The organism is Paracoccus methylarcula, from assembly GCF_003007735.2.
Taxonomy (GTDB): domain Bacteria; phylum Pseudomonadota; class Alphaproteobacteria; order Rhodobacterales; family Rhodobacteraceae; genus Paracoccus; species Paracoccus methylarcula.
Genome location: NZ_PXNQ02000003.1, coordinates 1 through 22,413, shown reverse-complemented (window position 1 = coordinate 22,413; position 22,413 = coordinate 1). Strand labels below are relative to the sequence as shown.

Genomic DNA, 22,413 nt, shown 5'->3' with positions numbered 1-22,413 from the left:
TGACCGGCATTGCCCGGTCAGCCGCGCGGAGCCGCCGCCCGCTGCAACCTGTCATTGATGGCAAGCCCCAACCCATGTTTCGGGATGGGAACGACGGCGATGCTCTCTGCCCCGGTGGCATCGGCCATGTGCATCAGGCCGAACAGGTTTCGCGCGGCCTCGTCCAGATTGCCGGAGGGGCTGAGATCGAAGACCTCCGCCGCCGCATCGATCCCCGGGATCAGGGCCGATCCGAAACCCAGCACCGCTTCGCCGGGTTCGATCCGCTCTGCGTTCAGGCGCATCCTGGCGCGTGGCGCGTAATGCGAACTCATCATGCCCGGCGACAGTTTTTCCGTTCCGGGCGTCACTCCGGTCAGCGGCGCATCCGCCACCTCGGCCAAGAGATCGGCGCTCAAGGCCCCGGGGCGCAGGATGGCCACACCTGCATCGGTTACCCGTATCACGGTCGATTCGACGCCTAGCGTGGTCGGGCCTCCATCCACGATCAGCGGTATCCGTTGACCCAGATCATCAGCGACATGCTGCGCGGTGGTCGGGCTGATCCGTCCCGATGTATTCGCGCTCGGGGCGGCAACCGGCTTTTCCAGCTGTGTAATGACCTCATGCGCGAAGCCGGCAGGCGCACGGATCGCTGCCGAATCCTGTCCCGCAGTCGAGTTTCGGTCGATGCCTTCGCCCGCGCGCAGCGGCAGGATCAGTGTCAGCGGTCCGGGCCAGAAGGCTTCGGCCAACCGTCGCGAAACGGGATCGAAGCTGACATAGCGCTCCGCCATGGCGATATCCGCGACATGCGAGATCAGCGGATTGCTCGGGGAGCGGTTCTTGGCGGCGTAGATCCTCGCGATCGCATCAGGGGAGGTGGACAGGCCCGCAAGCCCGTATACCGTCTCGGTCGGCAATGCGACCAGCTCATACCGGGACAATATATCGACGGCCAATGGCAAGGCATTGGGATCCGAGCTTTGAATGATCATCGCATCACCTTCGCAAGCAGGTCGTGGCTGGCCATAGCCCATGTGTGGCGGCTTGCAAATACTCCTGGCGGCGGGGGCTCACCCCCCTGCCTGAACTGCCAGCACCGCTTCGCGGACCAGGGCACCACGATGGCGGATCACCTGACGGCTCAGCGCGTGCCCGGCGCGGATCGCGGCCCTGATATAGGCGCCTTGCAGTTTCGCGGCGAGATAGCCGGCGTTGAAGCTGTCGCCCGCCGAGGTCGTGTCCACCGGCGTTTCACGCTCCAGGTCGTCGATCAGCCCTTCGCCTTCGCTGCCGCCAAACCGGATCGCATCGCCACCGGCCTTGACGATCACCTGTCCGGCTCCGCGTTTCAGATAGCGGGAAACCGTCGCCTGCGGATCGCTGTCGCCGAAATATTCCCGCTCGTCGTCAAAGCTGGGCAGGATCAGGTCAGAGATCGCGGCCGCGGCCTCGATACGATCGCACATGGTGGTGGTGTCCGGCCACAGCTTTGGCCGGAGATTCGGATCGAAGACGATTTGCGTGCCCTGTGCCCGCGCCTCACGCAGGACCTGTAACAAGGCCATTCGCGCCTCGTCCGGCAGGATAGCCATCGTGATGCCCGACAGATAGGCGATCCGCGTCCCGGTCAGCGCCTTGGTCAATATGCCGGGATCGTCGGCCAGCCCCTTTGCCGCCGAATTGTCGCGCCAATAGCTGAAGCTGCGTTCTCCATCCTTCAGCGAGATTGCATAGAGGCCGATCTCGCGTTGCGAGTCGCGCCCGACATGTGCGGTATCGATGCCCTCGGCGGTCAGGAAGTCGATCATCCTTTGCGAGAACTCGCCGGAGCCGACACGCGTGAAATAGCCAACCTGCCAGTCATCGGACAGCAGGCGGCGCAGATACCACGCGGTATTGAGCGTATCACCCGCTATTCCCACCTGCCAAAGTCCGTCCTTGCCGGCTTGCGACAGTTCCACCATGGCTTCGCCGATGGACAGGATCATGGATGTGGTCATCTGGCAGTCTCCGTTATCGCGATATGCCTCCCGCGCGATGGCTTCCGTGGATCGCGCGAGGGTAGGCATGGCGATTGCATGCCCCCTTGGGCTGGCGGTTACAACCCTTTCGGCCCGTGTTTCGCGGGAAATGGCACTCTGTCCGCCCCTCTCAACTGCTGTTCCGCAGGATGAACTGGCCAGGCAGGAAGACATCCTCGCTCAGCCCGCCCTCAAGCATCTCCAGCAGTTTCTCGGTCATGCCGGTGATCGGTTGCCGGTAGGTGGTCAGCAGATAGGCGGGCGAGGCCGAGAGCGGAATATCGTCGAAGCCCGTGACCGCGATGTCCTGCGGCACCCTCAGCCCGAGCCGGTAGCGCACCGCGTCCATGGCGCCGATGGCGATGATGTCGTTTTCGCAGACCAGCACATCGGGCCGCTGCGCGGGCGTCGCATCGGCCAGAAGATCGGTGACGCCATGGATCGCCGCGCCGAAATCATATTCTGTCACATGGATCACCGGCACCTCGTTTCCGGTCTGCCGGATCCAGTATTCACCGAAGGCGGACTTGCGATGCAGCTTGGCCGATTGCGTATCGGGTCCGGCGACAAAGACCGGGCGGCTATATCCGGCGCCAAGCAGATGGTCGGCGATCTGCCGCATGGCGACCACATCGTCGCAGGCGATGTTCAGCGTGTTCGGGTTCTGGCTGTAGCGGGCGAAGATCACCAGTTTCTTGACCCGCCGTGCCCCCAGGGCCGTGTCCAGTATCCGGTCGTCGAAGCGCGTGCCGATCAGCACTGCCGCATCAACCCGGCGCTGGCTGGCCGCCAGCAATGCGGCCGAGGCGTCCTCGCTGTCGGACATATGCACCAGCAGCGTGCCCCAGCCCCGCGACCAGAGAATGCGGGTCAGGCGTTCCAGCAGCACCAGCTTGTGCGGATTGTTGAAATCGTTGGTGATCAGCGCCACCAGGTTGGATCGGTCCGACGCCAGTGACGAGGCCAGCAGATCGGGCGCATAGCCAAGGCGCTCTGCCGCTGCAATGACCTTTTCGCGGCTCTTGCGCGAGATCGAGGCATCCTTCTTGAAGGCCCGCGCCACCGTCCAGCGCGACACCCCGGCGGCGGCGGCGACATCGTCGGCGGTGACGCTGCCATCGGATGGCCGGGATGATTCAGGCGGTAAGGACATGATGCCAGACTAGCCCAGCCACGATCCGGGGCAAAGCGGAATGCACGCGCGTGCAAATTTTTCTTGCTCGCGCGTGCAAAGAATGGCACCTTCCATCAACACTTGGTTCCGCAAGTGATTCGAGGGAGGGGACAGGATGCTGAAAGCTGGGTTGCTGGGGGCGGGTAGGATCGGGCAGGTCCACGCCAAGGCGATGGTCGCGGACAAGGATTGCCATCTGGTGGCGATCGCCGATGTCAATGCGGATGCCGCCCGGCAACTGGCGGAGCAGGTCGGGGCCGAGGCAAGATCCGTCGATGACATCCTGTCGGATAAGGGCATCGACGCGGTGCTGATCGCGACTTCCACAGATACCCATTCCGATCTGATCGAACGGGCGACGGCGGCGGGCAAGGCGGTTCTGTGCGAAAAGCCGGTGGACCTGTCGCTGGAACGGGCACTGAAGACGCTGGCCAATGCCGACAAGAGCGGCAAGCCCGTCATGATCGGTTTCAACCGCCGCTTCGATCCGAACTTTACCGCCCTGAAATCCGCTTTCGACGGGGGCGAGATCGGCAAAGGGGAACTTCTGTCGATCACCTCTTTCGATCCGGCGCCGCCGCCGGTCAGCTATATCGAGGTCTCGGGCGGGCTGTTCCGCGACATGATGATCCATGATTTCGACATGGCCTGCTGGATCTTTGGCAGCGTGCCCGCGCGTATCACGGCGCATGGCTCCTGCCTCGTGGATGCCGGGATCGGGGCCGCGGGGGATGTCGATACGGCTGTCGTCACCATGATCTGGGATGACGGGCGCATCGCGGTGGTCAAGAATTCGCGCCGCGCCGGCTATGGTTATGATCAGCGGGTCGAATTGCTGGGATCGGGCGGCTTGCTGGCCGCGAGGAACGTGCTGGAGAACACGGTCGAGAAGATCACGACGCAAGGCGCGGTTTCCGCCAAGCCGGTGCATTTCTTCCTCGAACGCTACATGCGGGCTTACCAGATCGAATGGGCCGCATTCGTCGAGGCGCTGGCATCCGGCAAGCCGATGCCGGTGACATTGCGCGATGGCGTGGCCGCGCTCGCCTGTGCCGAGGCCGCGACGCGTTCGGCGCGAACCGGGGGAACCGTGGCGATCACGCCGGATATGCTGGGGGCCTGACATGCGCCGCTTGGGTTGCTGCACATGGATTTTCGGCGGCGAGGACCTGCCGGCCATCGCCGCGCGCGTCCGCCGTGCCGGGCTGGACGGGGTGGAACTGCATGGCGATATCGATGGCATCGATCCGGCCGAGGCGGGGCGCATTCTCGCCGGGCACGGTCTGACGATCTTTTCGATCACCCCGGCGGATGCCGATATCAGCCATCCCGACCGCGCGACACGCGAGGCCGCCATCACCTATTACCAGCGCCTGATCGAATGGGCGCAACGGCTTGGTCAGGCCGAAGGCGCGCCGCTGATCTCTTGTCACGGGCTGGTGCAGCGGATTCGTCCGGTCGGCGATCAGGCCGAGGAGGACCGGCTTCTGATCGACAGCACAAGGCGCATCTGTGCGGCTGCGGAACAAGCCGGGCTGTCGGTCGTGTTCGAGATTCTCAACCGCTATGAAAGCCACCAGATCCGCAGCGTGGACGAGGGGCTTGCCCTGATCGAGGCTGTCTCTGCGCCCAATCTGCGGCTTTTGCCGGATGCCTATCACATGAATATCGAAGAGGCCGATCCGGCGGTGGCCCTGCGCAGGGGCGGCAGGCATATCGGTCTTTATCACGCGGCGGATTCGAACCGCGGGGCCATCGGTGACGGCCATACCGATTTCGCCGCGCAGATCGGGGCGCTGGACGAGATCGGCTATGGCGGCCCGATCATTATCGAGCCCGCCGCGCCCGGTCCCGATCCGTTCAACACCGACAAGGGGCCGGGATATCGTGATATGCTCGAGGACATTCTGGCCCGCTCGGTCCGGGCATTGAGGGCCTTGGGCAGTTGAATTCGGCGCGCGGCGCCGAAGGGCCGGGGGAAGGAGCCCCCGGCAGGAACCAAAACTGGGAGGAAGATGATGAAAAACATGTTCAAAGTGATCGCCGCGACAGCGGGGCTGGCCCTTGCCGGACCGGCCATGGCACAGGATATCGTCGTGGTCGCGCATGGTCAGGCCAATGACCCGTTCTGGTCGGTCGTCAAGAACGGCGTGGCCAAGGCCGGGGAAGATACCGGCGCCAATGTCGATTTCCGCTCGCCCGAGACTTTCGACATGGTGCAGATGAGCCAGCTCATCGACGCTGCCGTGAACCAGGAACCCGACGGGCTGGTCGTGTCGATCCCCGATGCCGACGCGCTCGGGCCCTCGATCCAGCGGGCGGTCGATGCGGGAATCCCGGTGATCTCGATGAATTCCGGCTCGGATGTGGCGCATGATCTGGGTGCGCTGCTGCATGTCGGGCAATCGGAATTCGACGCGGGCAAGGCCGCGGGCGAGAAGCTGGCCGAACTGGGCGGCACCAAGGCCATCTGTGTCAACCAGGAGGTCGGCAATGTTGCGCTGGACCAGCGTTGCGAAGGTTTCGCCGAAGGGTTCGGCAATCCGGTCAACGTGATTCCGACCCAGAACGATCCGGCCGAAGTGGAGTCAAAGGTGCGCGCGGCGCTCGAATCCGATCCGGATGTTGATACGGTCCTGGGGCTGGGCGCAAGCCTCGTGGGTGAGCCTGCCGTGGCCGCGGCCGGGGCCTTGGGGCGTGACGATCTGCTGATCGCCAGTTTTGATCTGTCGGCGGGTTTCCTTCAGGCCATCGCGGATGGCAAGGCCGCCTTCGCCATCGACCAGCAGCAGTTCCTGCAAGGCTATCTGCCGGTCAGTTTCCTGGCGCTGAATGCCCAATACGGGCTGATCCCGGGCGGCGACGTGCCTTCCGGCCCCAACCTGATCACGCAGGACAAGGCGGCCCAGGTGATCGAGCTTTCGGCTCAGGGCATCCGCTGACGATGGAACCGGCCGGGCGCGCCACGACTGCGCGCCCGGGCTATCCAAATTTAAGGGAACAAAGCCATGAACACGGACGCCACGCAAATGGCGGACGAACGGATCAAATCCGAATCGTTCGCGACCAGGCTGATGAAACGGCCCGAACTGGGCGCGATCGGAGGGGTCATCCTCGTCACGATCTTCTTCCTGATCACCGCCGACCGCACCATGTTCACCCTGTCGGGGATCATGAACTTCCTGACACCGGCGGCGCAGCTTGGAATCCTGGGGATCGCTGCGGCGATGCTGATGATCGGCGGAGAATTCGACCTGTCGATCGGATCGATGGTTGCTTTCACCGGCCTGATATTCGGGGTGCTGGTCGTGAACATGGGGTTTCCGCTGATCCTGGCGATTCCGCTGACCATGGCCTGCGCCGCCGCCATGGGCGCGCTGAATGGCTATATCGTCATTCGCACGGGCCTGCCCAGTTTCATCGTGACGCTGGCCTTCCTGTTCATCCTGCGCGGTGCGACGCTGGTCGGGCTCAAGCTGTTCTCGGGTGGCTCGACCCAGCTTCGCGGCGTGCGCAGCGCGGTAGAGGGGGATTTCCTGACCCCGATCTTCTCGGGCGATGCCTTCGGTGGATTGTTTCGCTGGCTGGCCGAAATGGGTTTGGTCGAGAGATTCGGCTCGGGCATGCCCAAGGTTCCCGGCATCCCGGTCGAGATCCTGTGGTTCATCGCCTTCGCGCTTCTGGCCACCTATGTCCTGCTGCGGACGCTGCGGGGAACTGGATCTTCGCATCCGGCGGTGACAGCAATGCCGCCGCGAATTCCGGTGTGCCGGTCAAGCGCGTCAAGATCTCGCTTTTCATGCTGACCGCCTGTGCCGCCGCGCTGGTCGCCGTCATCACCGTGATCGACGCCGGCTCAACCGATGCCCGCCGCGGCTTCATGAAGGAATTCGAGGCGATCATCACCGCCGTCATAGGCGGCTGCCTGCTGACCGGGGGATATGGCTCGGCCATCGGCGCCTTCTTCGGCGCGATCATCTTCGGCATGGTGACGATCGGGCTGACCTATACCAATTTCGACCAGGACTGGTTCCAGGTCTTCCTGGGCGGGATGCTCTTGCTGGCCGTCGTCTTCAACAATGTCATCCGCAAGCGCGTGACGGGGGAGCGTTGAGATGTCCGATCCGATCATCCATATGGAAAACATCAAGAAGCATTTCGGCAATGTCATCGCCCTGAACGGCGTGACCTTCGATGTCCGTGCGGGCGAATGCCATTGCCTGCTGGGCGATAACGGCGCCGGGAAATCGACCTTCATCAAGACCATGTCGGGTGTCCACAAGCCGACCGAGGGCAGTATCAGCTTCGAAGGCAGGGAGATGAGCTTCGACAGCCCCCGTGACGCGATGGAGGCGGGGATCGCCACCGTGTTCCAGGACCTGGCGATGATCCCGCTGATGAGCGTGACCCGCAATTTCTTCATGGGACGGGAGCCGACCAGGGGTTGGGGGCCGTTCAAGCGTTTCGATACGCAAAGGGCCAATGCGATCACCATGGAAGAGATGCGCAAGATGGGGATCAACCTGCGCGCGCCCGATCAGGCCGTCGGCACCCTGTCGGGGGGCGAACGCCAGACCGTCGCGATCGCGCGGGCCGTCCATTTCGGCGCCAAGGTGCTGATCCTGGACGAACCGACCTCGGCGCTCGGGGTGCGGCAGACCTCGAATGTCCTGGCGACCATCGACCGGGTGCGCAACCAGGGCATCGGCGTGGTCTTCATCTCGCATAACGTGCGCCATGCGCTGGCGGTGGGCGACCGTTTCACGGTGCTGAACCGTGGCCAGACCCTCGGCACCGCGAAAAAGGGCGAGATCGACGCCTCGGAATTGCAGGACATGATGGCGGGTGGCCAGGAAATGGCGCAGCTCGAAGGTTCGCTTGGCGGAACGGTCTGAGAAGGAGGGCAGGATGCCGCAGATGCCGGACAAGCCGCTTGGAGTGGCCCTGATCGGAACGGGCTTCATGGGTAAATGCCACGCCATGGCATGGCGGAACGTTGCCACGGTGTTCGGCGGCGCCCATCCCCGGCTGGAACTGCTCTGCGATGCGCCCGGGGAACGCGCGCAGGCATTTGCCGCGCAATTCGGCTTTGCCCGCGCGGAAGCCGGCTGGCAGGCGGCGGTCGCCGATCCGGCGGTCGATGTGGTCTCGATCACCACGCCCAACGGGTTGCATCGCCCGATGGCCGAGGCGGCGTTGCGCGCGGGCAAGCATGTCTGGTTGGAAAAGCCCATGGCGCTGACGCTGGCGGATGCGAAGGCGATGGCCGACCTGGCTGCCGATCATCCCGGGCAGGTGACGCTGCTGGGCTATAACTATCTCCGCTCGCCCGCCTTTCAGGCCGCCCGGAACATGATTTCCGAGGGAGTGATCGGCCGCCCCCTGGCATTTCGTGGCGTCTATGACGAGGATTATTCCGCCGATCCGAACCTGCCATGGTCATGGCGGATGACCCACGAGGCAGGGGGGCTGGGCGCGCTTGGCGATCTGGGCTGCCATCTTGTTAGCCAGATGCTGGAACTGATGGGCCCGGTATCCGAGGTCACCGCGATGACACAGATCGCGGTGCCGCAGCGCCCCTCGCCCGAAGGTCCGCGCGCGGTCGAGAACGAGGATAGCGCTCTGGCCCTGATCCGTTTCGCCTCGGGGGCGCAGGGCTCCTTCGCGACCTCGCGGGTGGCGCGGGGCCGCAAATGCCGCCTGCAATGGGAAGTGCACGGATCGGAAGGCAGCATGGTTTTCGACCAGGAGAACATGAACGAGCTATGGCTGCACCGCGCGGGAGAGCAGGGCTTCACCCGCCACCTGACCGGGCCGGAGCAACCCGGTTTCGCGGATTTCTGTCCCGCGCCGGGGCATAATTTCGGCTTCAACGAGCAGAAGGTGATCGAGGCCCGCGACTTTCTGCGCGCCATATCGGGCGGTCCTGCGGCGGGGCCGAATTTCGCGCAGGGCCTGATCATCGAACGGATTATCCACGCCATGGCGGCCTCGAACGGCCGCCCGGTGCGGATCGAGGAGACAGCACATGAAACCGCTTGACGTGATCACGATCGGCCGGAGTTCAGTTGACCTTTACGGTCAGCAGGTCGGCGGCCGTCTGGAGGATATGGGGAGTTTCGCGAAGTATATCGGCGGTTCTCCGACCAATATCGCCTGCGGGACGGCACGGCTCGGGTTGAAATCGGCGGTGATCACCAAGGTCGGGGATGAGCATATGGGCCGTTTCATCCGAGAGCAGCTTGTCCGTGAAGGCGTCGATGTTCGCGGCGTGGCGACCGACGCGCAGCGGCTGACGGCGCTGGTGCTGCTGGGCATCCGCGACGAGGACAGTTTCCCGCTGATCTTCTACCGCGAGAACTGTGCCGACATGGCGCTGAGCGAAGGTGATATCGACGAGGACTTCATCAGTGAGGCCCGGGCCGTGGTGGCGACAGGCACGCATCTGAGCCATCCGCGCACCGAAGGCGCGGTGCTCAAGGCGCTGGAACTGGCGCGGAAACATGGCGCGAAGACGGCGCTGGATATCGATTACCGCCCGAATCTCTGGGGTGTGGCGGGGCATGGTGAAGGCGAGAGCCGCTTTGTCGAAAGCGCCGAGGTGACGGCCAAGCTGCAATCGGTGCTGCATTTCTTCGACCTGATCGTCGGCACCGAGGAAGAGTTCCATATCGCCGGAGGCACCACCGACACGGTGGCTGCGCTGCGTGCGGTGCGCGGGGTCTCGGAGGCCACGCTGGTCTGCAAGCGCGGGGCGGCGGGGGCGGTGGCCTTCGAGGGCGCGATCCCCGACAGTCTCGATGACGGCGAGACCGGGCCGGGCTTCCCGATCGAGGTATTCAACGTGCTGGGCGCGGGGGACGGGTTCTTCTCGGGCCTGCTGAAGGGCTGGCTGGATGGTGAGGACTGGCCCACGGCGCTGAAATACGCCAATGCCTGCGGCGCCTTCGCGGTCAGCCGCCACGGCTGCACACCCGCCTATCCCTCGCTGACCGAACTGGAGTTTTTCCTCAAGCGCGGGGTGATCCACCCCGATTTGCGCAATGACGCGGAACTGGAGCAGATCCACTGGGCCACCAATCGCAGCGGCGACTGGTCCAGCATGCGGGTATTCGCCTTCGATCACCGGAGCCAGCTTGAGGAAATGGCGGGCTACACGCCCGAGAAGGGCGGGGCCTTCAAGGAACTGTGCCTGAAGGCTGCGCTGCGGGTCGCGGACGGGCGGTTGGGCTATGGCATTCTCTGCGACAACCGGATCGGGAAGCGGGCACTGCATGCGGCCTCGGGCTCGGGGCTGTGGATCGGGCGGCCTTGCGAATGGCCCGGATCGAGGCCTCTGACGCTGGAGCCGGAACTGGGGCCGGATTGCGGCGGCTTGCAGGAATGGGCGCGCGAGAACGTGGTGAAAGTATTGTGCTTCTGTCATCCCGATGACGATGCGGTGACCCGTGCGGAGCAGGAAGCGACGGTGAAACGGCTGTTCACGGCGGCGCGGAGGGGCGGGCTGGAATTCCTGCTGGAGATCATCCCGTCGAAGGTCGGTCCGGTGGATGACGAGACCACGGCCACGCTGATCCGGCAGTTCTACGCCGCGGGGATCTGGCCAGATTGGTGGAAGCTGGAACCGCTGAAGACGCGCGCGGCCTGGGTGAATGCCGTTGCGGCAATCGAGGAGCATGACCGGCATACGCGCGGCATCGTGGTGCTGGGGCTGGACGCGCCCGAGGGGGAACTGGCGGCCAGCTTTGAGGTCGCCGCCGGGTTCGATCTGGTGCGTGGCTTTGCCGTGGGCCGGACGATCTTTGGCGAGGTGGCGCGGGACTGGCTTGACGGGCGGGTCGGCGACGATGATGCCGTGGCGCGAATGGCGGAGCGCTACGCGCGGCTTTGCGGGATCTGGGACAGGGCACGTGAGAAAGCGAGACAGGCTGCGTGAGGGCAGCGATGCAGTCGGGGGGAGGGGCGCTGCCCCTCTTGGCCTGCGGCCAATTCACCCCGGGATATTTGGATGAAGAAGAAGGGGCTTGAGATGAGTGGAACGGTGCGGCTGACGGCGGCTCAGGCCATGACGCGCTGGTTGTCAGGGCAGATGACCGGGGAGGGCGAGCGCTTCATCGAAGGGGTCTGGGCGATTTTCGGGCATGGCAATGTGGCCGGGATCGGCGAGGCTTTGCACGGGATCGGTGATGCGCTGCCGACATGGCGTGGACAGAACGAACAGACGATGGCCCATGCCGCGATCGCCTATACCAAGGGCAAGTCGCGCAGGCGGGCGATGGCGGTCACGAGCTCCATCGGGCCGGGGGCGACGAATATGGTGACGGCGGCGGCGCTGGCGCATGTGAACCGGCTGCCGGTGCTGTTCATCGCGGGTGATGTCTTTGCGAACCGCAGGCCGGATCCGGTCCTGCAGCAGGTCGAGGATTTCGGTGATGGCACGGTTTCGGCGAATGACTGTTTCCGTCCTGTGGTGCGTTACTTCGACCACATCACCCGGCCCGAGCATCTGCTGACGGCGCTGCCGCGTGCCTTGCGGGTGATGACCGATCCCGCCGATTGCGGGCCGGTCTGCCTGTCCTTCTGCCAGGATGTGCAAACCGAGGCTTATGACTGGCCCGAGGCGTTCTTTACGCCGCGTGTCTGGCATATCCGTCGGCCCGAGCCGGATGCGCGCGAGTTGGAGGAGGTTGCAGGGCTGATCCGGGCGGCGAAAGCCCGGTGATCGTCTGCGGCGGCGGGGTCATCTATTCCGGGGCGGAGGCGGCTCTGACCGAATTCGCCGAGCGTCACAATATACCCGTGATCGAGACGCAGGCGGGGAAATCCGCGCTCGCGCAGGCGCATGAGATGAATTACGGCGCGGCCGGAGTGGACGGCTCGGCGGCGGCGAACCGGATTGCGGCGAAGGCCGATCTGGTAATCGGGGTCGGCACGCGGTTGCAGGATTTCACCACCGGTTCGCGGACCCTGTTCGGGGAGGCGAAGCTGGTCGGCATCAATGTGCAGTCCTATGATGCCGCCAAGCATGGCGCGGTGAGTCTTGTCGCGGATGCGAAGGTTGCGCTGGAGAAGCTGTCGGCGAAGCTGAGCGATTACCGCGCCGATGCCGCAGATCCGCAGGCGCGCGCCGAATGGCTGGCGGCGGTGGATGCGCATTGCGCCGCGCCTGCCGGGGGGAACGAGTTGCCAACGGATGCGCAGGTGATCGGGGCGGTGCAGCGGGCCTCGACCCCGGCCAGCATCGCCATGTGCGCCGCCGGAACGATGCCGGGGGCGCTCAAGCTGCTCTGGCAGGCTGCACAGGGCGGCTATCACATGGAATATGGCTATAGCTGCATGGGCTACGAGATCGCCGGTGCGATGGGGCTGAAGCTGGCGCAACCGGACCGCGAGGTGCTGTGTTTCGTGGGCGATGGCAGCTACATGATGGCGAATTCCGAACTGGCGACGGCGGTGATGCGGCGCATCCCCTTTACCGTGATCCTGACCGACAATCGCGGTTACGGCTGCATCAACCGGTTGCAGCAGGGCTGCGGCGGCGAGGCATTCAACAATCTCTATGCCGATTGCAATGTCGAGGCGCAGCCGCAGATCGATTTTGTCGCCCATGCCGCCAGCATGGGCGCGCATGCGGTGAAGGCGGCGGGTATCCCGGATCTGGAGGCGCAGATCGCGGCGGCGCGGGGGCGCGACATTCCGACCGTGATCGTGATCGACACCACCGCTGCGCCGGGGCCGGGTGACGGTCTGGAAGCGGCTGGCCACTGGTGGGATGTCGCCGTGCCGGAGGTGGGCGACAGCGAGAAGCTGAAACGGGCCTATGCCGAATATCTGGACCATGCCGCGCGGCAAAGCCTTGTGAATTGAGGGAAACGCGATGATTTTCTACGGCACCAATCCGATTGCCTGGTCGAATGATGACGACCACTCGATCGGCGATCACCTGAGTCTTGATGACTGCCTGTCCGATTGCCGCGAGATCGGTTTCGACGGGATCGAGAAGGGGCACAAGATGCCCTCGGAGGGCGCGGCGTTGAAAGCGGCCCTTGCCGCTTACGGGCTGCGCTTTGTCGGTGGCTGGCATTCGACCAATATCCTTGCCGATGGCTCGACGCTGGAAACCGAAAAGGCGGCAATGGACTCGCATATCGCCATGTCGAAAGCGGCGGGGACGGATGTTCTGATCATCTGCGAATGCTCGAACACCGTGCATGGCCGCCCGGATGTGGCGGTGAATGACCGGCCGGTGCTGTCGGAGGCGGAATGGGATCGCTTCATGGCCGGGATCAACGCGCTGGCCGAACATGCGAGCGCGCAGGGGATGCGCTTCTGCTATCATCACCACATGGGGACCTGTGTGGAGAGCGCGGCGGATATCGACCGTTTCATGGCGGCGGCGGGCCCGGAGGTAAAGCTGCTGCTGGATACCGGGCATTGCCTGTTCGGGGGCGCGGATCCGGCGGAAGTGGCGCGGAAACATATGGACCGGGTGGGACATATCCATTGCAAGAATATCCGTCGACCCGTCATGGAGCAGGTTCGCGCCGAGGGGCTGAGCTTTATCGAGGGGGTGAAGCGGGGCGCTTTCACGGTGCCGGGTGATCCCGAGGGCTGTGTCGCCTTCGAGCCGGTGCTGAAGATCGCCGCCGAGCATGGTTATCGGGGCTGGCTGGTGATCGAGGCCGAGCAGGACAGCGCGATCCGCGAGCCTCTGCATTACCAGCGCATGGGCTATGAGGCGCTGCGCCGGATGGCCGTTGCGACAGGGCTCGACCGGAATGCCGCTGCATGACGGTGGGCAAGGGGGCGTTCGCGCCCCCTCTTGGCCTGTGGCCAATTCACCCCCGAGGATATTTGGATGAAGAAGAAAGGGATGAGGATGAGCCAGCTACTGCGTAGACCCTTTGGCAGCCATGGCAAGACCCACCAGATCACTCCGGCGGATGCGGGCTGGCGATATGTGGGGTTCTCGCTTTACCGGCTACGGCCTGGCGAGAGCGCCGGGGAGGCGACCGGCAGCAACGAGATGATCCTGGTCATGGTCGAGGGCAAGGCCTCCTTCCATGCTGCGGGCCGGGATTGGGGTGTGCTGGGCGAACGGATGGATCTGTTCGAGAAGACCTCGCCGCATTGTCTCTATGTCCCGAACGGGGCGGAATGGCGGGCCGTGGCCGAGAGCGATTGCACCATCGCGGTCTGCTCGGCCCCCGGGCGGGGCGGGCATGAGGCGCGGCGGATCGGGCCGGAGGGGATTTCCCTGACCGAGCGCGGCAAGGGCGGCAATACCCGCTATATCAACAATATCGCCATGGAGGCCGAGGATTATTGCGACAGCCTGCTGGTGACCGAGGTATTCACCCCCGCCGGGCATTGGTCCTCTTATCCCAGCCATCGCCATGACGAGGACGATTTCCCGCGCATCACCTATCTGGAAGAGACCTATTACCACCGTCTGAACCCGGCGAATGGCTGGGCGGTGCAGCGCGTCTATACCGATGATGGCAGTCTCGACGAGGTGATGGCGGTTCGGGATCATGACGTGGTGCTGGTGCCCCGTGGCCACCATCCCTGCGGTGCACCCTATGGGTTTGAGCTCTATTACCTCAATGTCATGGCAGGGCCGCGCAGGAACTGGCGTTTCGTGCCAGCGCCGGAAGTGGAGGGGATTGTTGCCCGGGATGCGGGGTGACGCAGCGGCGTTGAGGGCCGGCGTTTTCCCCTGATCCCTTGCGCACCGGCATGATCTGTGGCCTCGTAACCCAAGGCGTGGGATGCGTGGGAGCAAGGGAATGACCGTCGAGTTGGAGAAGCTGCAATCACCGCAGGCGCATCCCGTTCCTGCGCGCATGGAGTCCGAAATGGAGCATGCGCGCAATGAAGGGATGCCCCTCGCCACCGAGATGTTCGAGGGCCACGCAGTCAACCGTTCCGCGGCCGAGCGGCGGGCGGCAACCATAGGTGCGCGGCGGTCGGTCAAGAAAGCGTACCAGGCGGCATGGCTTGTCAACGCGGTTCGCTGTATCGACCTGACGACGCTTGCCGGAGACGATACCGCCGCACGGGTCCGCAGGCTTTGTGCCAAGGCACGCAATCCGATCGCTCCGCATGTGATGGATGGATTGGGACTGGCCGGTATGGGGCTGACCACGGGCGCCGTCTGCGTCTATCCGACGATGGTGGTGCATGCGGTGCGCGCGCTGGAGGGCTCGGGCGTGCCCGTGGCCTCGGTCGCGACGGGTTTCCCGGCCGGGTTGATGCCGCTGCATCTTCGTCTCGAGGAAATCCGATATGCGGTGGGGGAAGGTGCGCAGGAGATCGATATCGTCATCACCCGCGAACATGTGCTGACCGGCAACTGGCAGGCGCTTTACGACGAGATCGCGGCCATGCGCGAGGCATGCGGCGAGGCGCATATGAAGGCGATCCTTGCCACCGGGGATCTGCAGACCCTGGGCAATGTCTATGCCGCCTCGATGGTGGCGATGCAGGCGGGGGCCGATTTCATCAAGACCTCGACCGGCAAGGAAAGCGTCAATGCGACACTGCCGGTGGGTTTGATCATGCTCCGTGCCCTGCGCGATTACGGGCAGGCGACGGGATACAGGATCGGTTTCAAGCCCGCCGGCGGAATGAAATCCGCCAAGGAGGCACTGATATGGCAGATGCTGATGAAGGAGGAACTGGGGCGGGACTGGCTGCAACCCGATCTGTTCCGCTTTGGCGCCTCGTCGATGTTGGGCGATATCGAGCGTCAGCTAGAACATCATGTCACCGGGCGTTACGCGGCTTCGAGCCGGCATGCCACCGCCTGAAGGAGCGCAGAACGTCATGGACACGATCACCGGGATTCTGGAAAGCATGGATTACGGCCCCGCACCCGAGGACAGTTCCGCCGTCAGGACATGGCTGGAGAGCTATGCGGAGGGCTTTGGTCATTTCATCGATGGCGCGTTCACCAGGCCGGGCGAGGGGTTCGATGTCATCGATCCGGCCTCCGGGAACAGAATCGCCCGCGTCACCCAGGGCAGCGAGGCGGATGTGGATGCCGCGGTCAGGGCGGCACGGCGGGCTCAACCCAAATGGGCGAGGCTGTCGGGGCATGACCGGGCCCGCCATCTTTATGCACTGGCACGGCATGTGCAGCAGCATTCCCGTCTCCTGGCGGTGCTGGAGAGCCTGAACAACGGCAAGCCGATCCGGGAAAGCCGCGATATCGACCTGCCTTTGGTCGCGCGGCATTTCTATCACCATGCGGGATGGGCGGAACTGCTGGAGGATGAGTTTCCCGGCGCGGCCCCGGTGGGTGTCTGCGGTCAGGTCATCCCGTGGAACTTTCCGCTGCTGATGCTGGCATGGAAGATCGCGCCCGCGCTGGCGGCAGGCAATACGGTGGTGCTGAAACCGGCGGAATACACGCCGCTGACGGCACTGGCCTTTGCACAGATCGCGGCGGAATGCGGATTGCCCAAGGGGGTGCTGAACATCGTGACCGGCGACGGGCAGACCGGCGCGGCGATTTGCGGGCATGCCGGTGTCGACAAGGTGGCTTTCACCGGCTCGACCGAGGTGGGACGGGTCATCCGTCGCCAGATCGCGGGCTCGGGCAAGAAACTGACGCTGGAACTGGGCGGCAAATCGCCGTTCGTGGTCTTTGCCGATGCCGACCTGGACGCTGCCGTCGAAGGCGTGGTGGACGCGATCTGGTTCAACCAGGGGGAGGTCTGCTGTGCCGGTGCGCGAATCCTCGTGGCCGAAGCGGTTGCCGGGCGGTTCGAGGCCTTGCTCAAGGCACGGATGAAGACGCTGCGCGTCGGCGATCCGCTGGACAAATCCACCGATATCGGCGCGATCGTGCATCCCGTTCAACTGGACCGGATCCGGATGCTCGTCGATCAGGGCGTCGCGCAGGGGGCGGTCTTGCACCAGGGCATGGCGCCCGAAGGCTGTTTCTATCCGCCGACACTGGCAACCGGGGTTGAACCCGCCAGCGTGCTGGCGACCGAAGAGGTTTTCGGGCCCGTGGTCACCCTGACCTCGTTCCGGACCCCTGACGATGCGGTGTTGCTGGCGAACAATACCCGGTATGGGCTGGCTGCCTCGATCTGGTCCGAGAACGTGAATCTGTGTCTCGACATCGCGGCAAGGATCAAGGCAGGGGTGGTCTGGGTCAACTGCACGAATGTTTTCGATGCGGGGGCGGGTTTTGGCGGCTATCGCGAAAGCGGCTTTGGCCGCGAAGGCGGACGCGAGGGCATGTCGGCCTATCTGGCTTATCCCCGCCCCAAGGCGAAAAAGGCGGGTGAGGCCGCGCTGCCGGACCCGCAGGTGACCCCGCATGGCGAGGGGACGGGCGAGGGTATCGACCGCACGGCCAAGCTCTATATCGGCGGCAGGCAGACCCGCCCCGATAGCGGATATTCCTATGTGGTGAGCGGGGCGAAAACGGCCGCGGGGCTTGCGGGGCTTGGGAACCGCAAGGATATCCGCAATGCCGTCGAAGCCGCACACAAGGCGAAGGGATGGGGCAAGGCCACGGGCCATAACCGGGCGCAGGTCCTGTATTACCTGGCGGAGAACCTGTCGACGCGGGCGCCGGAATTCGCGGATCGGCTGCGTGGCCTTGGCGCGTCGAAGGAAGCCGCCCGCAAGGAAGTCGACACGGCGATACGCCGCTGTTTCTGGTATGCCGCGCAGGCCGACAAGTTCGATGGCGCCGTGCATCAGACGAAAAGCGCGCATGTCACGCTTGCCATGCATGAGGCGCTCGGGGTGATGGGGATCGCCTGTCCGACCGGTCATCCGCTGCTGGGATTCGTTTCGACGGTGCTGCCCGCCATCGCCATGGGCAATGCGGTGATCGCGATTCCCTCGCAAACCCATCCCCTGGCGGCGACGGATTTCTACCAATTGCTCGAAACCTCCGATATGCCGGATGGCGTCGTGAATATCGTTACCGGCCCGCGGGACGAACTGGCCCGAACGCTTGCCCAGCATGACGATGTCGCCGCCGTCTGGTATTTCGGAACCTCGGAAGCTGCGCCATGGTCGAGACGGAAAGCGCGGGGAATCTCAAGCAGACATGGGTCGAGGACGGCGCTACCCGGGACTGGATGGCCCCGGAGGGGCAAGGGCGCCTGTTTCTGGAACATGCCACGCAAGTCAAGAATATCTGGGTGCCCTACGGCGCCTGACATGCTGTTCGGCGGCGCCTGTTCACGATGGCCGGAACCTACCCGGCATAGGTAAAATTACCTGCGTAATCTTCCGAATATACGGCCATGATCATGTTCGGTATACAAATCATGTCGCCAAGATTTGTGTGTATGGCGGCGGTTAACAAGTGATGTGTTACTCAAGCCGATTTGTCTTTTCCGGTTTTCGGGTGGTGGGTGACCGCACGGTACCGGGCAAATTTGAGCGAGATATTTTAGAACATGGCCGTCGGGGGGCGGCGTGTATTGTTGGTCCCCCGGCGGCAATTTCTGACAGGATGTCGCTGCCACGGGCGGTTTTCAGCTAGCAGGCTCGTCTTTGACTTCCTGAGCGGCTGTCTCGATTATCGAGTCAAGGAAACCAGTTCCACGACCGAATTTATTCCCAGTTTTTCCAGAATTCTTGCCCTGTGATTGTCCACCGTTCTCGGGCTGATATTCAGGTGCCGTCCGATTTCCTTGCTGGACACCTCGGAGGGGCGCGAAAGCATGTGATTGACGATCTCCTTTTCGCGCGGCGTCAACTTGGAGAGGCGCTCTTCCAATTGCCGGTCCTTTTCAAGGGTTGCCTGCATGGTTTCCGCCATGCTCAACGCGCTTTGAATGCAATCGATCAATTCCGACTGACGGAACGGTTTTTCCAGGAAATCCACCGCTCCGCCTTTCATCGCCTGAACCGATTCGGGGACGCCTCCATGTCCGGTGATGAAGATGATGGGAATGGCGTAGCCCTTTTCCTTGAGATGCTGCTGCAATTCCAGCCCCGTCATGTCGGGCATGCCCTGATCGAGAATCAGGCAGGCGATCCGGCTGCTGTCATACGCTTCCAGAAACTCGGCGGCAGAGGCAAAAGCCTGCGCTTCGAACCCGCGAATGCGAAGAGCGCGCAGGAGCGAGGACCTGATATCCGGATCGTCGTCCACGATGAAAACAATCTGGGGCTTATCAGACATCTCGTCGTCTCTCCTGCCATGCGTTGCCGGAATCGAACCCGGGCAATCGCAGTGTTTCAGTGCTATGCGGCGTTTCTCTGTGTATCAGTTTCGTTTCCCGGGTTCGGCTTCACCTCCAGAACTATCCTGATGGATAGGTAAGGTGAAACAAAAACGTGCACCGCGCGTATAGGTTGCATCATGCCAAAGCTTGCCGCTATTCGCTTCGATCATCGTGCGGCAAATGGACAGGCCGAGACCCATGCCGTTTGCCTTGGTGGTTTCGAATTCGGTGAACAGTTCGATCTTGTGGTCGATGCCGGGGCCGGTATCCTCGACAGATATTTCCAGCCGGGAATCGACTTGCTGGGCTGCGACATTGATTTCGCGGCGCACTAGATCGCTCTCGCCGATGGCCTCGACGGCGTTTCTGAGAAGATTGACGATAACCTGGGCAACCTGGATGCGATTCGCACTGACCATCGGAAGCGCGCCCATCCGGGCATTGATCGCGACACCGGCTTCGGTGGCCTCGGGCTGAACCAGTCGCCGGGCCTGCTTGATCAGTTCGACGATATCGAAGGAGGTCGCGCTGGCCGCATCCTTCATGATGAAGCCGCGCAACGCGCGGATGATATCGCCGGCCCGCAGCGATTGCTCTTCGACCTCTGTCAGGACCTCCCGCAATTCGGGAGGGCTGTCGCTAAGAGAGTCGACGATCAGCAAGGCGGTATCGGTGTTCTGGGCGATGGCGGCCAGGGGCTGGTTCAATTCATGCGCGAGACCGGCTGCCATTTGCCCCAATGTATGACCCCGGGACAGGTGAATCAGGTCTCGGTTCAGGCGGGCGATCTGGTTTTCCTGGGCCTTGCTTTCGGTGATGTCATCCAGGGTCACCACCGCATGCAGCGGGGCGCCATTATGGTCGCGGATCAGGATGGCGTTCACGGCGACATCGATGCTTTCGCCGTTCTTGCGGATGAAACGGACCTCGTGCCGCGTCGCGAAGCCATCACCGGCCGCAAAGAAATCCGAGTTGAAAAGGGTGCGGTCGTCCGGGTGGATCAGATCGACATAGCGCATGTCCTTGATATCATTCGTGTCGTAGCCGGTAATCTCGCAGAATTTCGCATTCACCTTCAGCAGTTTACCTGTTTCCGGGGCGGTTTGCGCCATGGCCCGCGACGACAGGTCGAATGTCTGCCCGTATTCGCGCTCGGCCTTCTTGCGTGCGACGATCTGCTGCATCAGGGTTTCATTGGCATGGGCCAATTCCCTGTAGGTGCTGGGCAGGGGGTCGGAAGGGTCGATTTCACCCTGCGCGACAAGCGCCGATCGAACCGCGAAGGCGCGGACAGGACGGTAGATGTAATTGGCCAGTGCCAGCCCCGCGATTCCGGTCGCGATGGCAACGCAGACGGCGATCCAGATGCTCATCGCCCGGCTTTGCTTCAACCCGCCGATGAAGTCGATTTCCGGCGCGTATACGGCGATGGTCCATGGCAGGTTGCCGCTGATGACCGGCGTCAATGTCGAAATATAGACTTCATCGTCAAAGGTGAACTTGGAAAATGCCTCGTTATGGGTCGGTGGGTCGAAGCCGTCGCCAAGCCATGAAAATGCCTCCCGCGCGACCTTGTCCTCGAATTCCCGGATGTTCTGGAACCGTAAATTGCCGTCATCGTCCCGGGTTTTGAGCAGTTCCGGATTGGGGTGGGCGATGACATCGCCATTGCGGTTGATGATCAGCGCCTTGCCGGTATTGCCGATCCTCAGATTCGACAGGAATTCCGAGATGCTGCTGATCTCGATATCAACGCCGACGACACCGCGAATGCCCTGCGCACCATCCTTTCGAACCGGCGCCGCAAGCGTAATCCCGGGCTGCTGGGCGGTAAAGAAGATATAGGGATCGGTCCAGATCGTATCCAGGGTATCGCGTGCGCGGGTATACCAGGGCCGGGTTCTCGGGTCGAAATTGTCCGTCGGGTCCACCTCGCTCTTGATTTCGCGGAAATTCGCGTCGCGCCAGATTTGTTCGCTACGCCGGGTGTCCCCATCCATGGTGATTATTTTCGTCCGGAAGGGGATCGGCCCCGGATCACGCATGACAAAGACGAAACTGCCATCTTCGGAGCCGAAATAGAGGCTCGAGAATTGCGGTGTGACCTTGAGCTGCTGAAAAAGGAAGCGCTCCAATGTCTTGGGATCGTCGCTGGCCAGGATACGGTTTTCCGAAAGCCGCGCGGCGAGTTCCGCTGCGCCGCGGGCCGGCCGCAGAAAGCCCTTGGAATGCTCTGTCGTGTTCACGCCCACATCGCTGAGGATGTTTCGCGCATGGTTGAGCATTGCCCGTTCCGAGGTGACATAGGATGTGAACACGACGGCAAGGACCGCGACGAGTTGAAGTCCCGCCAGGCCAATTGCGAGCAGCGCACCAAGCGAGTTTTTCATCGGTACCATCTTCCAGTCAGGCCGCGCTTGAGAATGCATTAATAAAGCTTTCACTCAGTACTGCAAACTGGCGGCAGGGCCAAGAACCGGCGGTTGAAACGAGCAGGTCAGTTGCACTGTGGTCTATTGTTTGATCGGTCGGGAAGCTCGCCGGGATCGAATTGGGCGATTCCGCGAAAAAAGGAAATATGTCCTCAGAACAGGAAATCATCTTCCGTCAGCGATATTCGCCCGGTCAGTTTTATTGCCATATCCGCCTGACCGTTCCCATCCAGATCAATGCTGACAAGGCTATGGCCCCTTTTCGGTTCCCAACGCAGTTGCCGTGCCCCTGTAAAGGCATTCCCTCCGATATAGGTCAGATCGAATTTCGCAAGATCGATATCATCCCGCCCGGTTTCGAAATCACCGATGGTATCCGGCATACGGGTTCTGCTGTCCGAAAATGAGACGAAACGGAAAACATCCCGACCGGGGCCGCCGCCGAGCCTATCGGCCCCGGCCCCGCCAACAAGCGTGTCATTGCCGCCTCCACCAAGGAGCGTGTCGTTTCCATACCCGCCGATGAGCCGATCCCTGTGGAGGCTTCCATGCAGTTCATCATTGCCCCTGCCGCCCCGGATATGATCGTTCCC

15 protein-coding genes and 3 pseudogenes are annotated in these 22,413 nt (G+C 63.1%); 12 read left to right on the top strand and 6 right to left on the bottom strand.

The genetic code is table 11. From position 1 onward, the window contains the following. Positions 1-17: 17 nt before the first annotated feature. From A7A09_RS05560 to A7A09_RS05550, 3 genes are all read right to left on the bottom strand, one after another. Positions 18-977: an L-threonylcarbamoyladenylate synthase gene (locus A7A09_RS05560; RefSeq protein WP_106690477.1), complete on the bottom strand. Its 960-nt coding sequence runs from the start codon at positions 975-977 to the stop codon at positions 18-20. A gap of 78 nt (positions 978-1,055) precedes the next feature. After that, a complete protein-coding gene (locus tag A7A09_RS05555; protein WP_106690476.1) occupies positions 1,056-1,985 on the bottom strand; it encodes a sugar kinase in 930 nt (309 codons plus the stop codon). A 151-nt stretch (positions 1,986-2,136) separates the two neighbouring features. Then, positions 2,137-3,159, bottom strand: a complete 1,023-nt coding sequence (locus tag A7A09_RS05550) for a LacI family DNA-binding transcriptional regulator (RefSeq protein WP_106690475.1) — start codon at positions 3,157-3,159, stop codon at positions 2,137-2,139. A 136-nt stretch (positions 3,160-3,295) separates the two neighbouring features. Here A7A09_RS05550 and iolG point away from each other — a divergent pair, with 136 nt between their 5' ends. The 12 genes and pseudogenes from iolG (at position 3,296) to A7A09_RS05490 (ending at position 18,371) form a co-directional block, all read left to right on the top strand. Then, positions 3,296-4,303, top strand: coding sequence for an inositol 2-dehydrogenase (gene iolG / locus A7A09_RS05545; RefSeq protein WP_106690474.1), 1,008 nt, complete (start codon positions 3,296-3,298; stop codon positions 4,301-4,303). A gap of 1 nt (position 4,304) precedes the next feature. Then, positions 4,305-5,129: a sugar phosphate isomerase/epimerase family protein gene (locus tag A7A09_RS05540; RefSeq protein WP_106690473.1), complete on the top strand. Its 825-nt coding sequence runs from the start codon at positions 4,305-4,307 to the stop codon at positions 5,127-5,129. Positions 5,130-5,198: 69 nt separating this feature from the next. Further along, a complete protein-coding gene (locus A7A09_RS05535) occupies positions 5,199-6,122 on the top strand; it encodes a sugar ABC transporter substrate-binding protein (RefSeq protein ID WP_106690472.1) in 924 nt (307 codons plus the stop codon). A 66-nt stretch (positions 6,123-6,188) separates the two neighbouring features. After that, positions 6,189-7,294: pseudogene (locus A7A09_RS05530) on the top strand (ABC transporter permease). Position 7,295: 1 nt separating this feature from the next. Then, positions 7,296-8,075, top strand: coding sequence for an ATP-binding cassette domain-containing protein (locus A7A09_RS05525; protein WP_106690471.1), 780 nt, complete (start codon positions 7,296-7,298; stop codon positions 8,073-8,075). A 13-nt stretch (positions 8,076-8,088) separates the two neighbouring features. Further along, positions 8,089-9,222: a Gfo/Idh/MocA family protein gene (locus A7A09_RS05520; protein WP_106690751.1), complete on the top strand. Its 1,134-nt coding sequence runs from the start codon at positions 8,089-8,091 to the stop codon at positions 9,220-9,222. Further along, positions 9,209-11,116: a bifunctional 5-dehydro-2-deoxygluconokinase/5-dehydro-2-deoxyphosphogluconate aldolase gene (locus A7A09_RS05515; RefSeq protein WP_106690470.1), complete on the top strand. Its 1,908-nt coding sequence runs from the start codon at positions 9,209-9,211 to the stop codon at positions 11,114-11,116. The genes A7A09_RS05520 and A7A09_RS05515 overlap by 14 nt, the downstream gene beginning before the upstream one ends. Before the next feature lie 93 nt (positions 11,117-11,209). Further along, a pseudogene (iolD, locus tag A7A09_RS05510) lies at positions 11,210-13,047 on the top strand (3D-(3,5/4)-trihydroxycyclohexane-1,2-dione acylhydrolase (decyclizing)). A gap of 10 nt (positions 13,048-13,057) precedes the next feature. After that, entirely contained in the window at positions 13,058-13,972 is a 915-nt protein-coding gene (iolE, locus tag A7A09_RS05505) for a myo-inosose-2 dehydratase (protein WP_106690469.1), read from the top strand. An 87-nt stretch (positions 13,973-14,059) separates the two neighbouring features. Then, on the top strand, positions 14,060-14,869 hold the full coding sequence (gene iolB, locus A7A09_RS05500) for a 5-deoxy-glucuronate isomerase (RefSeq protein ID WP_106690750.1): 810 nt from the start codon (positions 14,060-14,062) through the stop codon (positions 14,867-14,869). Between the two features lie 157 nt (positions 14,870-15,026). After that, complete coding sequence (gene deoC, locus A7A09_RS05495; RefSeq protein ID WP_211341064.1) at positions 15,027-15,992, top strand: deoxyribose-phosphate aldolase; 966 nt, start codon at positions 15,027-15,029, stop codon at positions 15,990-15,992. Positions 15,993-16,008: 16 nt separating this feature from the next. Next, a pseudogene (locus tag A7A09_RS05490) lies at positions 16,009-18,371 on the top strand (aldehyde dehydrogenase family protein). Positions 18,372-18,736: 365 nt separating this feature from the next. Here A7A09_RS05490 and A7A09_RS05485 read toward each other — a convergent pair. From A7A09_RS05485 to A7A09_RS21800, 3 genes are all read right to left on the bottom strand, one after another. Then, the gene (locus tag A7A09_RS05485) at positions 18,737-19,345 is read right to left on the bottom strand and encodes a response regulator transcription factor (RefSeq protein WP_106690468.1); all 609 of its coding nucleotides are present in this window, start codon (positions 19,343-19,345) and stop codon (positions 18,737-18,739) included. 84 nt (positions 19,346-19,429) lie between these two features. After that, positions 19,430-21,778 carry a cache domain-containing protein gene (locus A7A09_RS05480; RefSeq protein WP_106690467.1) on the bottom strand — a complete coding sequence of 783 codons (2,349 nt, stop codon included), beginning with the start codon at positions 21,776-21,778 and terminating at the stop codon, positions 19,430-19,432. Between the two features lie 194 nt (positions 21,779-21,972). Further along, positions 21,973-22,413 (bottom strand): M10 family metallopeptidase C-terminal domain-containing protein (locus A7A09_RS21800; protein WP_211341049.1); only part of this gene is annotated, 441 nt, incomplete at its 5' end.

Coding starts and splice junctions, on each gene's coding strand:
- A7A09_RS05485 (WP_106690468.1), bottom strand. CDS start 19,345: ATGTCTGATAAGCCCCAGATTGTTTTCATCGTGGACGACGATCCGGAT.
- A7A09_RS05520 (WP_106690751.1), top strand. CDS start 8,089: ATGCCGCAGATGCCGGACAAGCCGCTTGGAGTGGCCCTGATCGGAACG.
- deoC (WP_211341064.1), top strand. CDS start 15,027: ATGGAGTCCGAAATGGAGCATGCGCGCAATGAAGGGATGCCCCTCGCC.
- A7A09_RS05540 (WP_106690473.1), top strand. CDS start 4,305: ATGCGCCGCTTGGGTTGCTGCACATGGATTTTCGGCGGCGAGGACCTG.
- A7A09_RS05525 (WP_106690471.1), top strand. CDS start 7,296: ATGTCCGATCCGATCATCCATATGGAAAACATCAAGAAGCATTTCGGC.
- A7A09_RS05515 (WP_106690470.1), top strand. CDS start 9,209: ATGAAACCGCTTGACGTGATCACGATCGGCCGGAGTTCAGTTGACCTT.
- A7A09_RS05550 (WP_106690475.1), bottom strand. CDS start 3,159: ATGTCCTTACCGCCTGAATCATCCCGGCCATCCGATGGCAGCGTCACC.
- iolE (WP_106690469.1), top strand. CDS start 13,058: ATGATTTTCTACGGCACCAATCCGATTGCCTGGTCGAATGATGACGAC.
- A7A09_RS05560 (WP_106690477.1), bottom strand. CDS start 977: ATGATCATTCAAAGCTCGGATCCCAATGCCTTGCCATTGGCCGTCGAT.
- A7A09_RS05480 (WP_106690467.1), bottom strand. CDS start 21,778: ATGAAAAACTCGCTTGGTGCGCTGCTCGCAATTGGCCTGGCGGGACTT.
- iolB (WP_106690750.1), top strand. CDS start 14,060: ATGAGCCAGCTACTGCGTAGACCCTTTGGCAGCCATGGCAAGACCCAC.
- A7A09_RS05535 (WP_106690472.1), top strand. CDS start 5,199: ATGAAAAACATGTTCAAAGTGATCGCCGCGACAGCGGGGCTGGCCCTT.
- iolG (WP_106690474.1), top strand. CDS start 3,296: ATGCTGAAAGCTGGGTTGCTGGGGGCGGGTAGGATCGGGCAGGTCCAC.
- A7A09_RS05555 (WP_106690476.1), bottom strand. CDS start 1,985: ATGACCACATCCATGATCCTGTCCATCGGCGAAGCCATGGTGGAACTG.